The 14,205-nt window shown below is 58.0% G+C and carries 13 protein-coding genes; 7 read left to right on the top strand and 6 right to left on the bottom strand.

The window, feature by feature from the left end; translation table 11 throughout:
- Positions 1-51: 51 nt before the first annotated feature.
- Both mgtE and GOW92_RS05745 read left to right on the top strand, forming a co-directional pair.
- On the top strand, positions 52-1,446 hold the full coding sequence (gene mgtE / locus GOW92_RS05750) for a magnesium transporter (RefSeq protein ID WP_170558757.1): 1,395 nt from the start codon (positions 52-54) through the stop codon (positions 1,444-1,446).
- Positions 1,443-2,006, top strand: coding sequence for a 5-formyltetrahydrofolate cyclo-ligase (locus tag GOW92_RS05745; protein ID WP_170558755.1), 564 nt, complete (start codon positions 1,443-1,445; stop codon positions 2,004-2,006). The genes mgtE and GOW92_RS05745 overlap by 4 nt, the downstream gene beginning before the upstream one ends.
- Here GOW92_RS05745 and GOW92_RS05740 read toward each other — a convergent pair.
- Entirely contained in the window at positions 2,003-2,230 is a 228-nt protein-coding gene (locus tag GOW92_RS05740; protein ID WP_170558753.1) for a putative hemolysin, read from the bottom strand. The genes GOW92_RS05745 and GOW92_RS05740 overlap by 4 nt on opposite strands.
- An 88-nt stretch (positions 2,231-2,318) precedes the next feature.
- Here GOW92_RS05740 and GOW92_RS05735 point away from each other — a divergent pair, with 88 nt between their 5' ends.
- The 3 genes from GOW92_RS05735 (at position 2,319) to GOW92_RS05725 (ending at position 5,842) form a co-directional block, all read left to right on the top strand.
- Entirely contained in the window at positions 2,319-3,134 is an 816-nt protein-coding gene (locus GOW92_RS05735; protein WP_170558751.1) for a TIGR00282 family metallophosphoesterase, read from the top strand.
- Positions 3,135-3,224: 90 nt separating this feature from the next.
- Positions 3,225-5,003 (top strand): SLC13 family permease, encoded by a 1,779-nt coding sequence (locus GOW92_RS05730; RefSeq protein WP_170558749.1) that lies wholly within the window; start codon positions 3,225-3,227, stop codon positions 5,001-5,003.
- 98 nt (positions 5,004-5,101) lie between these two features.
- Positions 5,102-5,842 (top strand): YbaY family lipoprotein, encoded by a 741-nt coding sequence (locus GOW92_RS05725; protein WP_170558747.1) that lies wholly within the window; start codon positions 5,102-5,104, stop codon positions 5,840-5,842.
- A gap of 14 nt (positions 5,843-5,856) precedes the next feature.
- Here GOW92_RS05725 and GOW92_RS05720 read toward each other — a convergent pair whose 3' ends face one another.
- From GOW92_RS05720 to GOW92_RS05705, 4 genes are all read right to left on the bottom strand, one after another.
- Positions 5,857-7,518 (bottom strand): FAD-binding dehydrogenase, encoded by a 1,662-nt coding sequence (locus GOW92_RS05720; RefSeq protein WP_170558745.1) that lies wholly within the window; start codon positions 7,516-7,518, stop codon positions 5,857-5,859.
- Between the two features lie 11 nt (positions 7,519-7,529).
- Positions 7,530-8,387, bottom strand: coding sequence for a bile acid:sodium symporter family protein (locus GOW92_RS05715; protein WP_170558743.1), 858 nt, complete (start codon positions 8,385-8,387; stop codon positions 7,530-7,532).
- A gap of 72 nt (positions 8,388-8,459) precedes the next feature.
- Positions 8,460-9,194: a glutamine amidotransferase gene (locus tag GOW92_RS05710; protein ID WP_170558741.1), complete on the bottom strand. Its 735-nt coding sequence runs from the start codon at positions 9,192-9,194 to the stop codon at positions 8,460-8,462.
- A gap of 16 nt (positions 9,195-9,210) precedes the next feature.
- Entirely contained in the window at positions 9,211-10,983 is a 1,773-nt protein-coding gene (locus GOW92_RS05705) for an SLC13 family permease (RefSeq protein WP_170558740.1), read from the bottom strand.
- 110 nt (positions 10,984-11,093) lie between these two features.
- On the opposite strand from GOW92_RS05705, the gene GOW92_RS05700 reads away from it, so the two are divergent.
- Both GOW92_RS05700 and GOW92_RS05695 read left to right on the top strand, forming a co-directional pair.
- Positions 11,094-11,834 (top strand): YebC/PmpR family DNA-binding transcriptional regulator, encoded by a 741-nt coding sequence (locus GOW92_RS05700; protein WP_170558738.1) that lies wholly within the window; start codon positions 11,094-11,096, stop codon positions 11,832-11,834.
- Positions 11,835-11,989: 155 nt separating this feature from the next.
- Positions 11,990-13,261, top strand: a complete 1,272-nt coding sequence (locus GOW92_RS05695) for a permease (RefSeq protein ID WP_170558736.1) — start codon at positions 11,990-11,992, stop codon at positions 13,259-13,261.
- Here GOW92_RS05695 and GOW92_RS05690 read toward each other — a convergent pair.
- Positions 13,252-14,154 carry a LysR family transcriptional regulator ArgP gene (locus tag GOW92_RS05690; protein ID WP_170558734.1) on the bottom strand — a complete coding sequence of 301 codons (903 nt, stop codon included), beginning with the start codon at positions 14,152-14,154 and terminating at the stop codon, positions 13,252-13,254. The genes GOW92_RS05695 and GOW92_RS05690 overlap by 10 nt on opposite strands.
- Between the last annotated feature and the right edge of the window lie 51 nt (positions 14,155-14,205).

The following is a 14,205-nucleotide window of genomic DNA, read 5'->3' as shown; positions in this document are numbered from 1 at the left end:
GGTAGCTGCTTCTTCTAATTAGGGGTCAATGCGCGAACACACGGGGGCAACATGACCACAGGCTTTGATGAACCCGTAACCGAGTCCACGAGTGACGACGACGTTTATGCGCTGGACCGCAAGACTGTGGCGGACATCTTGTATGCGGTCGAGGTAGACGATCGCGATAAGCTGATCGAGCTTATGGATCCTCTCCATGCGGCAGACATCGCTGACCTTCTGGAGCAGATCAGCCCCCATGAGCGCGTTCACCTGATCCGTCTGTACGACAAAGAGTTCGACGGCGACATCCTCTCCGAACTGGACGAAGCGCTGCGCGAAGAGGTGATTGGTATCCTGCGCCCCGACGTTTTGGCCGAAGCCGTGCGGGACATGGAAAGCGACGATGTTGTCGACCTGCTGGAGGACCTCGAAGAACCGCAGCAAGAGGCCATCCTTGATGCCCTGGAAGAACCCGAGCGTCACGCCGCGGAACAGGCTTTGTCCTACCCCGAAAATTCGGCCGGTCGCCTTATGCAGCGCGAAGTTGTCATGGCGCCCGATCATTGGACGGTGGGGCAGGCCATCGACTTCATGCGCGCCAATGATGACCTGCCGGAGCAGTTCTATCATGTGGTTCTGGTGGATCCACGGCTCAAGCCGGTGGCTCAAGTCACACTGGGCAAGCTGATGGCGACGCGTCGCGAGGTGACGCTTCAAGATATCGCCGAAGAGGAATTCCATACGATCCCGGTCGATCAGGATGAAGAGGATGTCGCTTATGCTTTTAACCAGTACCACCTGATTTCTGCGCCTGTGGTCGATGCCGATGGGCGTCTGGTTGGTGTGATCACCATCGACGATGCGATGGTCGTTCTGGATGAAGAACACGAAGAGGACATCCTGCGTCTGGCTGGTGTGGGTGAAGAGAGCTCTCTGTCCGATAGTGTCGCCGCCACCAGCAAGCGTCGTCTACCCTGGCTTGCGGTGAACCTGTGCACGGCGATCTGTGCCTCGCTGGTGATTTCCCAGTTTGAAGCCGCGATTGATCAGCTGGTTGCATTGGCCATCCTGATGCCGATCGTGGCATCGATGGGGGGCAACGCCGGTACGCAGTCGCTGACGGTTGCCGTGCGGGCGCTGGCGACTCGCGACCTGACCAATGCGAACGTCATGCGCGTGATCCGACGAGAGTTGCTTGTGGGTATGCTCAACGGTCTGTGTTTTGCGATCGTTCTGGGCACTGTCGGTATGATGTGGTTTGATTCACCTTTGCTGGGTGTCGTGATCGGCTCGGCCTTGGTCGTGAATATGGTGATCGCTGGCTTCGCAGGTACGGTAGTACCGGTTGTGCTGGACCGTCTTGGTGTTGACCCGGCGCTGGCGTCGGGAACTTTTGTGACGACCACAACGGATGTCATGGGGTTCTTCATCTTTCTTGGGCTTGCAAGCGTGGTGCTTCTGTGACCGATCTGACTGAAATCAAGGCTGCCGCGCGCAAGGCGGCTTTTGCGCGCCGCAAGGTGGCGTTCGATGTGCGTTTACCGGGAGCAGCCGGGCGATTGTCTGAAGTGCTGGCGGGCCATCGCGGCGTACCTACGTCGGGGTATATGCCGATCCGCACTGAAATCGACCCGCTGCCGGCCATGGCCGAGGCGTCCGCTTATGGCGCGGTTGGTGTGCCGGTCATTCAGGCAGCCGGGCAGCCGCTACGGTTTTCGCGCTGGACACCCGAGGGCGTACTGAAAGACGGCCCTTTCGGGGCCAAAGTGCCTGAGGTTGAAGATTATTTCGACCCCGAGATCCTGATCGTGCCGCTGGTGGCCTTTGACGCGCAGGGTGGCCGGCTGGGTTATGGTGGAGGTTTTTATGACCGCACGCTTGAAGGGTTGCGCGCCAAGCGACCCACTTTGGCCATCGGGTTTGCCTTTGACGCGCAAGAAGCCGAAGGGCTTCCGCTGGAACCCACGGATCAGCCGCTGGATATGGTTATCACCGAAAGTCGCGTTCTGACTTTCGAAGCCTAACCCATGTTTTCGGCACGGAAGTATTCCCAAGCATCCTTTTTCGACCCATCGGGCAATGTGCAAATCCCGGTCTGACCATTCTCACCATCTTGTATTTCATATTGTCCGCCCTGCTCTATGCAGAAGGTCGCGGCCGGGTTGGCAAGTCCAACTGGCTGATCCGGGGCCTGCTCGCAGGCGGCGAGAGGCGCAAGCAGGGCTGCGGGAATAATGTAACGGGTCATTAACGTCTCCTGTCCAAGGCGTTTTCACAATGCGTGGCGGCAGCTTAACCACTTGTGCTTGTCGGATACCACACTTAGGACGTTAAGGATGAGAATACTTTTTCTGGGTGACGTCATGGGCCGCGCCGGGCGCGCGGCCATTCAGCAACATTTACCGCGCTTGCGCGACGAATGGCGCCTGGATTTTGTCGTGGTGAATGGCGAAAACGCCTCGAACGGGATGGGTCTGACCGGGGATCACGCAAAGCTGTTGCTGGATGCCGGGGCCGATTGCCTGACGCTTGGCGACCACGCGTTCGACCAGAAAGACATGCTGCAATTCATCGAAAGTGAACCCCGTATTGTGCGCCCGGTGAACTTTGCCAAGGGCGCGCCGGGCAGGGGTCATCGGTTGTACACCGCGCCGGGCGGACGCAAGGTTCTGGTTGTTCAGGTTTTGGGCCAAGTCTTCATGAAACGCCCCTTTGATGATCCGTTCTCGGCTATTGAACCAATCCTGAAATCGCACCCGCGTGGTGGGCAGGCGCAGGCGATCATCGTTGATATGCACTGTGAAGCGACGTCCGAAAAAATGGCCATGGGGCACTATTGCGACAAACGCGCCAGCCTTGTGGTGGGCACGCACACGCACGTACCGACCGCGGATGCACAGGTACTGCCAGGTGGTACGGCCTATCTGACGGATGCGGGCATGTGCGGTGACTATGACTCGGTCATTGGGATGGACAAGCTGGAGCCGATGCGCCGCTTTATCACTGGTATGCCAAAGGCCCGGTTCACTCCGGCCAATGGCGAGGCCACGCTAAGCGGTGTGTTTGTTGAAACCGATGATCGCGACGGGCAGGCTAAATCTGTTCAAATGGTACGCGTTGGCGGACGTTTGCAGCAGGCCGGACCGCAATAAGGGCACGTCAGGCTTGCTCTGTCGCGCGCAATGCGTGAAACTGCCTGACGGGCGCGTAAGCCAGGCCAGGGTTCGGACAGAATACCAAGAATGCAATTCCTTCAGCTGACAGAAATGGGAAGCGCGATATTGGCGCTGTTGGTCGTTGCAGGCATGTTCATCATGTTCCTGCGCGAGGTTTATCCGACTGAAGTTGTCGCTATCGGTGGTGTCGCCGTGATGTTGGTGACCGGCATTTTACCCTATCAAAGTGCCCTGGCTGTCCTGTCAAACCCTGCGCCATGGACGATTGCGGCGATGTTTATCATCATGGGGGCCTTGGTACGTACCGGAGCATTGGACGCCTTCACTTCGATTGCACAGAAACAGGCACAGGTGAATCCCAAGGCGGCTATCGCGACGTTGATGGCCTTTGTCGTTTTGGCCTCGGCGGTGGTTTCAAATACACCGGTTGTGGTCGTCATGATCCCTGTGTTCATTCAGATCGCGCGCACACTGAATGTGCAGGCGTCGAAACTGCTTATCCCGCTTAGCTATGCAGCTATTCTTGGCGGTACACTGACCCTCATCGGGACCTCGACCAACTTGTTGGTGGATGGTGTTTCGCGGGCGCAGGGGATGACCCCGTTTACGATCTTCGAGGTAACGCCGCTGGGCATTGCGCTAGTGATTTACGGCATGTTCTACCTGCGCTTTGTTGCGCCGCGCCTGCTGCCTGATCGCGACAGCATGGCATCCATGCTCAGCGACCGGTCGAAGATGAAGTTCTTTACTGAGGCCGTGATCCCCCCCGACAGCAACCTGATCGGGCGCGAAGTGACGGGGGTGCAGCTGTTCAAGCGTCAGGGCGTGCGGTTGATCGATGTCGTGCGCGGCGACGAGTCGCTGCGTCGCAACCTCAAAGGCGTCGCCTTGAAAGTCGGCGACCGTGTGGTTCTTCGAACCGAGATGACGGAATTGCTGAGCTTGCAGACCAACAAGGAGCTTAAGCGCGTCGACCAGGTCTCGGCGGTCGAAACCAAAACGGTCGAAGTGCTGATTACCCCCGGCTGCCGCATGGTCGGGCGAACATTGGGCACGATGCGTCTACGTCGTCGTTACGGCGTTTACGTTCTGGCGGTGCATCGGCGGAACCAGAATATCGGTCGTCAGTTGGATGATCTGGTCGTTCGGGTCGGTGACACGCTGCTGCTGGAGGGCTCGCCGGCCGATATTCAGAAGCTGGCGGCTGACATGGATATGGTCGATGTGACCCAACCTTCGGCCCGCGCGTTCCGCCGCAGCCATGCGCCGATTGCCATTGGGTCGCTAGTGGGGATCGTTGTGCTGGCCGCACTGGGTGTCGCGCCGATCCTGCTGTTGTCCATTCTGGCTGTTGCTGTTGTTTTGATCACCCGCTGCATCGACGCGGATGAGGCGTTTTCATTTGTCGAAGGACGACTGCTGGCCCTGATCTTTGCAATGCTGGCCATAGGCGCAGCGTTAGATAAATCCGGTGCAGTGTCCTTGATTGTCGAGGCCGTGGCGCCGGGTCTTGGCGCCTTGCCGCCATTCTTGATTATCTGGGCGGTCTATCTGCTGACCTCCGTGCTGACAGAACTTGTGTCGAATAACGCTGTGGCGGTTGTGGTGACGCCGATTGCTATCGGGTTGGCACAGGCGGTGGGGATCGACCCGCGTCCTCTGGTGGTGGCGGTCATGGTGGCGGCTTCGGCCTCATTCGCGACCCCGATCGGATATCAGACAAATATGATGGTTTACGGTCCCGGTGGATACAGGTTCACAGATTTTCTGAAAGTTGGCGTGCCGCTCAACCTGACTGTGGGGCTGCTGGCTTCGCTGCTGATCCCATTGATCTGGCCACTTTGACTTCGGCGCAGAACCGCTGGTTTTCCGGCGAAGTCCTTGTAAAATCAAAACCTCATACAATGTTTTGAATACGTGATTTTGCGAAAAGGAGCACATCAATGCTCAAGACCGGATACACTGCGCTTACGGTTGCGGCCACATCAGCCATGCTGAGCAGCGCGGCCATTGGCGGAACGATAGAAGGTACAGCCGCATATCGCGAACGCATCGCCGTTCCACCAGATGCCACATTATATGTTCAATTGCAGGACGTCTCGCGCGCGGACGCACCGTCGGTGACCCTGTCTGCCAAGCGATACGCTTTGACCGGAGTGCCGGCGCAATTCGAGTTGATCTATGACGACGCCCTAATTCAAGAAGGGATGCGTTATGTGGTGCGGGGATCGATTTTCCAGGGCGACAAGCTGTTGTTCACAACCGATACCGCTTATCCGGTTTTGACGAATGGGGCCGGGAACGCGACTGATCTGATGCTTGTCAAAGTGCAACCGCCGGGGGCAGAAATGCTGGAAAACACCAATTGGACCGCAACCGGCCTGAATGGCGCAGCACTTGAAACTGAAAGGCGCCCGGCGCTTTCATTCGCAAATGATGGTGCGTTTTCTGGCAGCGGTGGATGCAACCGGTTTTCCGGCCAGGCGCAGATCGCGGGCAACACTATCGAATTCCCGGACAACATGGCGGCAACTTTAATGGCCTGCCCACCGCCTCTGGATGAGGTGGAGCGGCAGTTCTTCAAGGCATTGCAGGGCGTTACGGCCTATGCCTTCAAAGGGGATACGCTGGTGTTGTTGGACAGCGCCGGGCAATCCGTCGTGCAGTTTGCCCGGGAACAGTAGAGCTTAAAGGGGCGTCACGCGACGGCCCTTGACCGCCCTGCATTGCGGCCCGAGAAGATGCAGCCGCCCAGGAACGAACCTTCAAGCGCGTTGTAGCCGTGATAGCCACCGCCGCCGAAACCCGCGACCTCTCCGGCTGCGAACAGGCCAGGAATGACCTGACCGTCTTCGCCAACCATTTGGCTATCCAAATTGGTCTGCAGCCCACCCAGCGTTTTGCGTGTCAGCACGTGCAGTTTAACTGCAATCAGCGGGCCATTGGCCGGGTCGAGGAACTTGTGTGGCTTGGCAGTCCGGATCAATTTGTCGCCACGATAATTTCGCGCGGCCAGAATGGCGGCCATCTGCGCATCCTTGGTGAACGGGTTGTCGATCTGGGAATCGCGTGCCTCGATCTGAGCGCGCAGGTGCGCCTCATCAATCAGTCCGCCACCCAGATGGTTCATGCCGTTCACCAGTTCGGTGAGGGTGTTGGCGACAATGAAGTCCTCGCCATGTTCCTTGAACGCTTCAACCGGCGCAGTGGCCTTGGAGCCTGTCAGGATACGTTGGAACAGAACCTCTTTCCAACCGCCGTCGGTCATGTCGGGGTTCTGTTCGGACCCGGATAGGGCGAATTCCTTTTTGATCACCTTCTGGGTCAGAACGAACCAGCTGTATTCATGGCCGGTCTTCAGGATTTCCTTCAACGTCCCCAGCGTATCAAAACCCGGCAGGCATGGCGGTTTCAACCGGTTGCCTTCGGCGTCGAACCACATCGAGCTTGGGCCGGGCAGAATGCGAATGCCGTGCGATGGCCAGATCGGATTCCAGTTACGAACGCCCTCGGTATAATGCCACATCCGGTCGCCGTTGATGACATGACCGCCGGCCTTTTCGCTGATACCGATCATGCGTCCATCGACGTGGAATGGCACGCCAGCGACCATGTCTTTTGGCGGCTCGCCCAGACGATCGCGTGGCCAGTTTTTGCGCACCATTTCAAAGTTGCCTCCGATACCTCCAGAGGTGACTATGACGGCAGGGGCGTAAAACTCGAACTCTCCGACTTCATCGCGGTTGGTCTTGGTGCCGTGGGGTGCAGTGTCGTCGGCCAGAACCTCGCCCGAAACTCCCTTAGCCGCGCCATTCTGCATGATGATGTGGCTGACCTGATGGCGGAATTTCAGCTCGATCAATCCGTTGCTGACATGTTCGCGAACGCGGCGTTTGAAATGTTCCAGAACGCCCGGACCTGTTCCCCAAGTGATATGAAAGCGGGGCACAGAGTTTCCGTGTCCGTCCGCATACGATCCACCGCGCTCGGCCCAACCTACAATTGGGAACCAGCGCAAGCCCATATCATGCAGCCAAGGGCGCATCTCGCCGGCGGCAAATTCCACATAAGCCTCGGCCCATTTGCGAGGCCATGCGTCCTCGTCGCGGTCGAACTGCGCGCTGCCCATCCAGTCGCGCAGTGCCAGATCATAGCTGTCTTTGATTCCCATACGCCGCTGTTCTGGCGTGTCGACCATAAAGAGCCCACCAAGGCTCCAGAACGCCTGACCGCCCAGGAAATGCGCGGGTTCTTGATCAACCACGATCACCTTTTTGCCCCGGTCACCCAGTTCAGCTGCGGCGGCCAGCCCGGCCAGCCCAGCCCCCACGACGATGGCATCGGCAGAGTTATTCGTCATGTCTTGTCCTTTCAGCGGCTGCGGAACCAAAGGATGAAGGGCAAGGCCACAACATACATCGTTATTCCGTACACAGCCGAGGGCAGGGCCAACGGGCTGAACCCGCTTTCCGTCGCCGTGATCAATGCAGCCAGTGTAATCCCAAGTGTCGAGTTTTGTATTCCGGTTTCGATGGAGACCGTCTTGCTTTCGTCCCACGTCAGGTTTGCTGCGCGCGCCAGCCCCAAGCCGATCAGCAACAATGCGATGTTCAATGAGATCAAACCCGCGCCCATAACTCCAAGGTTATCGACAAAAAGCTGCCAGTTACCAGCCAGCGCCGCCAAAACGATCAGCATGAACAGGACAGTTGCAATCTTGGACAACACAGGCTCAAGCCGCTTCGCAAAGTCAGTTGCAAAGCTGCGCAGTGTGACGCCAAGCGCCACGGGCAACGTAGTGATCAGGAACATCGCAATGGCCAATCCCGTAATGGAAACCTCGGGTGCGGCATCGCCCATGAAATAGTTCACTGACCAAGCGGCAAGAAAGGGCACGGTCACCATCGACAGCAGGCTTATGACGGCAGTCAGGCTGACCGACAGGGCAACATCACCCTTTGCCAGTTTCGACAGGATGTTGCTGGTCACGCCGCCGGGACAAAAGCTGAGGATCATGAAGCCGACGGCGATCTCGGGTGGCAACGCAAAAAGTGTGACCGTGACAAAAGCCGCGACCGGCAGCAGTACAACCTGACACAACGCGCCGATGGCAAATGGATAGCGTCGGCTAAAGACGCGGCGGAAATCTGCGACCTCTAGCCCGACGCCCAGAGAAAGCATGATAATGGCCAGCGACAGTGGCAGGCCGACATTTATTAGAAGATCCAAGAACAACTCCTCCCAAAGCCGTTCGGGCCACCCTAAGCGAGCGGTTGCGGATCAGGCAATAACGCCGTTAGGTCATCCGTAGCGTTCCGCGAACCTGCGGAGGATTTCGGCCGGTTGTGTAACATCCGCAGCATGGCAGATATCGATCAGGCGCTGGGCGTCCTCGGGCGGGAAATAACCGTGGTTCTTGTAGATGTTGATGCGCTGTTCGAAATCACGCGCGTCGGCTTCCGGGTGAAACTGCGTGGCGTAAACGTTCTGTCCCCAGCGGATCATCTGAAACGGACACGGTTCCGAGGCCAGTAGATGAACGCATCCGTCGGGCAGCGCCTGCACGGCCTCTTTGTGACCCACGAAGGCGTCGAATGTTCCGGTCAGTCCCGACGTCAGCGGGTCTTGCGCCCCGTCTTCGGTCAGGTGGCAAGTCGAAGGTCCTACCGGTTCGCCATATCTTTCTTTGCTGACCTCACCGCCAAGATGGGCAGCCAATATGCCCAGCCCATAGCAGCACCCCATAAACGGATGATCCTGTGCGATGACCTGCGGCATCAATCCCATGATGGCCGCCTCGGTACGTGCATCGGTTTCCGATTTGGTTGCTGGATCGTCACTGACGCATCCCGGTCCACCGCCGACGATCACCCCGGCATAGTCCGTGACATCCAGATCCGCAGGCAAGTCCTCGCAATCCAGACGAATGCGATGGGTTTGCTCGTGTTTCAGCCCGGTTTTGTCCAGGATCGAGGCATATTCGGCATCCGAAGCATCGGTTTCCGGGCGTAGTTGCAGGATCAGAAATCGTTTCATGAATGGCTCTTATCCGTCAAAGAGGCCAGAAGACAAGGATGGCGGGAATGGAAACGGCGATGATCAGGATTTCCAGCGGCAACCCCATGCGCCAATAATCGCTAAACTGATACCCTCCGGGCCCCAGCACCAGCGTATTGTTCTTATGCCCGATCGGCGTCAGGAACGCGGCTGAGGCAGCAACGGCAACCGTCATCAGGAACGGGTCGGGTGAAACCTCAAGCGTGCGGGCCATCTGGATGCCGACCGGAGCCGCAACAATGGCGGTGGCCGTATTGTTCAGCACGTCCGATAGGGTCATGGTGACCACCATAAGTACAGTCAGAATGGCCCAGGCAGGCAACCCATTGGTCAATTGTATCAACGCGTTGGCAATAAGTTCCGTACCGCCGGATGTCTCCAATGCGCTGCCTAGCGGGATCATCGAACCCAGCAGCACGACAACAGGCCATTCGATATGATTATAGATATCGGCAATCGGCATGATCTTGGTCAGCACGTAGGCGACGACGACTAGCCCCAAAGCGATAGGCAGGTAGATCAACCCGACACTGGCCGCCAGGACGGCGGCGGCAAACAGACCAATGGCCAGCCACGCCTTTTCGTTGGCGGTGACATTCAAGCCGCGTTCGGCCAGTGGCAAGCAGCCCAGCCACTCGGTCACATCAGCGCTGCGGTCGCGTGGGCAGAGCAACAGCAATATGTCGCCTGCTTCAATCTCAGTTTTGCGTACCTGCTCCGTTATGCGGCGGCCCTGACGTGAAATCCCCATGAGAACGGTGCTCTGACGCCAGGCCAGTCCCAGGCCCTGCGCGGTGCGGCCAGTGGCGCGCGCGTTCAATGGCACGACAACTTCAACCACTTCCAGGCCGTCCCCTTCGGCGGTCAGCAATTCCTGTCGACGGGTATCCGAGAAATCGAGGTTCAGCGCTGTGCGGAATTCGTCCAGCGCCTCAGGGCGCGCTTCAAGAACCAGCGCGTCGCCCTGTTTAAGCGTTGCGTGGGCCGACCGGCCGTATCGCCGCTTGCCGTCCCGGATCAAGCCGATGATGGCCACGTCGGATTTCTCGGCGGCTTCGTAAAGCTCGCTGACACGTTTTCCGATCTGCGAGGATTCGGGCGGGACGGTCAATTCCGCGATGTACTCGGCTAGGGTTTCCGAGGCCTCTTCCTGAGTTCCCCGATTGGGGATCAACCGCCAGCCGACCAGTGCGACGAATGTAAGACCAGCAATGGCGGCCAGACCGCCAACCGGGGCGAAGTCGAACATGCGAAATGGTTCGCCCAGGGTTTCTGCCCGGATCGAAGCAATGATGATATTGGGTGGCGTTCCGATCAACGTAGCCATACCGCCAAGAATGGTGGCAAAGCTCAGCGGCATCAGCGTCAGCCCGACCGAACGCCCCGCTTTGCGCGCGGTTTGAATATCAACCGGCATCAAAAGCGCCAGCGCGGCCACGTTGTTCATAAAGGCCGAGAGAACCGCGCCGATTCCGCCCATAAGGGCGATATGCGCACCAAGCCCGCGCGAGGCATCGACCAGCGTGCGCGTAATCAGAAAGACAGCTCCAGATCGGACAAGCCCCGCTGAGACAACCAAAACCAGAGCGACAATTATAGTGGCAGGATGCCCGAACCCGGCAAAAGCGTCATCTACTGGTACAACACCCAGCGTAACTCCGATCAAAAGCGCGGTGAAGGCCACGAGGTCGTATCGGAACTTCCCCCAAAGCAACATCCCAAACACAATGGCGAAAAGGGAAAATAGAATAATCTGGTCAGTCGTCATGCGGTCACCATACCTGTAGAAGTGACCGTCGCAAGCCGCTCTCTTGATCCTTGGCCCCGCAAACGTCTATATGAGCGCCGAATACGCAAACATGATGACGAGGACGCAATATGGCAGGCCATTCCAAATGGGCCAACATCCAGCACCGCAAGGGGCGTCAGGACGCCGCGCGGTCCAAACTGTTTTCCAAACTGTCGAAAGAGATCACCGTGGCTGCCAAGATGGGCGACCCCGATCCCGACAAGAACCCGCGCCTGCGTCTGGCTGTGAAAGAAGCTAAGTCGAATTCGGTCCCCAAGGATGTGATCGACCGTGCGATCAAGAAATCGGTGGCCGGAGAAGGCGACGAATACGAAGAAATCCGGTATGAGGGCTATGGTCCGAACGGTGTGGCAGTCATCGTCGAGACGATGACCGACAACCGCAACCGCACTGCGTCTACCGTGCGCTCAACCTTCTCGAAGAATGGCGGCAATCTGGGTGAGACCGGCTCAGTCGGCTTCATGTTCGACCGTAAAGGCGAGGTGGTTTACCAGCCGGATGCAGGCGACGCAGATGCGATTTTCGAAGCGGCCATCGAGGCGGGCGCTGAAGATGTCGAAAGCTCGGAAGATGGTCACATCATCTGGTGCGCTGATACCGATCTGAATGATGTATCGAACGCACTGGAGGAGGCGCTTGGTGAATCCGAGTCGACCAAGCTGGTCTGGAAACCCACCACCACCACCGAGCTGGGTCTGGAAGACATGCAAAAGCTGATGAAACTGGTCGATGCGCTGGAAGACGATGATGACGTTCAGCGTGTGACGACCAATTTCGAAGCCACGGACGAGGTCATGGCCCAGCTTTGATCCCGGTGCAGGAAAAACACGAAAAACCCGGTCATTGGCCGGGTTTTTGCATTCAGTAAAGGGTGTTCTTGGCCGGTTGTGTGGAACTGAGTACCATGCATTGATCAAACCCAACCGACAGTCCCAGTCGCGAGCCGAGGAACCAACACGCCCGAATGACGGACAATTCGCAGCTAACGCCCAAAAGAAACATTCCGGTTCTGGCCGGGCAGAGCATTCTGTCTCAGGTGGCGTGGACCTTGGGCAGCCCATCCGTGGTTTTGCCGTTTCTGGCCGTGTCGCTCGAGCTTCCGATGTTCATAGCCGGCGCGCTGGTGTCGGTGCGAATGGTGGGCAGCATGATCTCGGATGTGTTCCTGGCGCAACCCATCGCGGCGCGTGAACGCAAGAAACGTGCGATCGCGATGACCGAGATCGCAATTGGTGCGTGCCTGATTTTGGCTTTGTTGGTGGCCGCAACCGGGGTCGTGCCGGTCATTGGGCTGGCCTTTGTCTTGGCGTTTTTCATGATCGGCCTGATCGAAGAGATTCAGTCGCTGATGTATACCGATCTACTGGGCGATCACGTGCGTTCCAAATCGCGGATGATCATGCATTATCTGCAACTTGGGGTGGGTGGTTTAGGTGCAATCGGCCTCGCCTTGCTGGTCCATGAGATCACCAAAGAGAATCCACCGTTCTCGCGTCATTCCGCTGTTATCGCCGTATCGGTGACGTTCTTTGTGTTGTCTGGTCTGTCGATCCTGATGATGTCCGAAGATGCTGGCCGGACGGAAGAAAATGGCCCACAATCGGGCAAGAAAAGAAAGTTCATCGAGAACTTCACCGATATCGCCGCGATGTTCGATCAGGCCTGGTTTCGCCGGTACATGGTCATGCGCATGCCGCTGGTCGTTGTGTCCTTGTCTGTGCCGTTCTTTGCACTCATCGCGGCCGAGGCGCATCACAGTTCGGCCAGGGGGCTTACGGCAATGATCGTTTCGTCTGCGTCGGGGTACCTTGTGTCCGCTCCGTTGTGGCAATTGGTGAACATGAAATCGCATCGGGCCGTGATGGTCACCGGAAATCTTATGGTGGCGCTGACGGGCGGTGCGCTTTTGTCCGTGCATTTTCTGGGCATGGACCATGATGTTCACCTGCACGCCATCGCCCTGTTTATCGTAACGGTCGCCGTGACGGGTATCGGCAGCGCCCGCAAACTGTACTTTTTGGACGTTGCGCCGAAAGAGCAGCGGGTCAAAGGTGCCGCAGCGGTCAAGAGCATTTGCCGTATCTCTGGTGTGCTATTCTCGGCGGCACTGGCAGGTGTTGCGCATTTGCACGAGGTGGCCTGGGCTATCGCGTTCATTGTCGTCATAAGCGTTTTCGCCGCGCTCGCCTGTTACCGCGTGGTTGTACCCGGTGATAAAGCGACGGTTCAGGCCTGATCTGAGGTGTCCAGCTGAAGTAGGGCTGCACGCGAGGCGCTTTTGACTGCGGCAGTCAGCGGGGCCAGCGCCGTGGATAGCACGCGTCCCACCTGCCAAGTCAGCCGTACATCGAGCCGCGCGCCGGGCATCAAAGGACATAAACGGCCATCTTCCAGCGCTCGGCGTGCAAGGTTCTCCGGGTTCATTCCCCACCCGATCCCGGCTATTGCCGCTTCTACAAACCCCTGCGAAGACGGCAGGAAATGCGAAGGCGGCGATATCCGTTGGCCTGTCTGTTGCGTGATCCAAGCTTTTTGCAGGCCGTCTTTCCGGTTGAATGTCAAACAGGTGGCGCGGGACAACGTGTCGGCATTCACTCCGTCAGCGAACCACTTGCGTATAAACATGGGATTGGCTGTTGGGATGTACCGCAGAGACCCTAGGGTGACGGCGTCGCTGCCGGGGATCGTATCACCGCCGACAGTTATGGCCGCGCTGACCTCTCCGCGTCGCAGCCATTCTGCCGAATGGTCCTGATCGTCTACGACCAGATCGAACAGCAGACCGTCGACCTGCGACATGGCATTGATGAACCATGTGGCCAGAACATCCGCGGGAACGGCGATGCGCACGCGCGCGGGGCCATTGGTCTGATCAAGCGTCAGTTCCCGGGCCAGCTGCGCCTCAAGTAATCCGATATCCTCGGCATGTTGCGCGATGCGTAAACCCATTGGAGTGGCGGTACAGGGGGATCCCCGGTTGATCAGGGTTGCTCCAACAAGGTCCTCCAGCGCCTTGATCCGCTGCGAAATTGCGGAAGGCGTAACTGCAAGCTCCGAGGCGGCCGCATCAAAGCTGCCACGTCGCAGGATGGCGGATAGTGCCGAAAGGTGGTTTGGGTCCAGTAACATTAGCCTGACTTAATTCAGAACAGTATCTTTAAATTGATAGATGTCCGCTGG

The sequence above is a fragment of the Ruegeria atlantica genome, from assembly GCF_013032505.1.
Lineage (GTDB): Bacteria > Pseudomonadota > Alphaproteobacteria > Rhodobacterales > Rhodobacteraceae > Ruegeria > Ruegeria atlantica_F.
Note: the sequence above shows the minus strand (reverse complement) of the source record. Positions and strands in the feature narration are given on the sequence as shown.

Coding starts and splice junctions, on each gene's coding strand:
- mgtE (WP_170558757.1), top strand. CDS start 52: ATGACCACAGGCTTTGATGAACCCGTAACCGAGTCCACGAGTGACGAC.
- GOW92_RS05740 (WP_170558753.1), bottom strand. CDS start 2,230: ATGACCCGTTACATTATTCCCGCAGCCCTGCTTGCGCCTCTCGCCGCC.
- GOW92_RS05735 (WP_170558751.1), top strand. CDS start 2,319: ATGAGAATACTTTTTCTGGGTGACGTCATGGGCCGCGCCGGGCGCGCG.
- GOW92_RS05730 (WP_170558749.1), top strand. CDS start 3,225: ATGCAATTCCTTCAGCTGACAGAAATGGGAAGCGCGATATTGGCGCTG.
- GOW92_RS05725 (WP_170558747.1), top strand. CDS start 5,102: ATGCTCAAGACCGGATACACTGCGCTTACGGTTGCGGCCACATCAGCC.
- GOW92_RS05720 (WP_170558745.1), bottom strand. CDS start 7,518: ATGACGAATAACTCTGCCGATGCCATCGTCGTGGGGGCTGGGCTGGCC.
- GOW92_RS05710 (WP_170558741.1), bottom strand. CDS start 9,194: ATGAAACGATTTCTGATCCTGCAACTACGCCCGGAAACCGATGCTTCG.
- GOW92_RS05705 (WP_170558740.1), bottom strand. CDS start 10,983: ATGACGACTGACCAGATTATTCTATTTTCCCTTTTCGCCATTGTGTTT.
- GOW92_RS05700 (WP_170558738.1), top strand. CDS start 11,094: ATGGCAGGCCATTCCAAATGGGCCAACATCCAGCACCGCAAGGGGCGT.
- GOW92_RS05695 (WP_170558736.1), top strand. CDS start 11,990: ATGACGGACAATTCGCAGCTAACGCCCAAAAGAAACATTCCGGTTCTG.
- GOW92_RS05690 (WP_170558734.1), bottom strand. CDS start 14,154: ATGTTACTGGACCCAAACCACCTTTCGGCACTATCCGCCATCCTGCGA.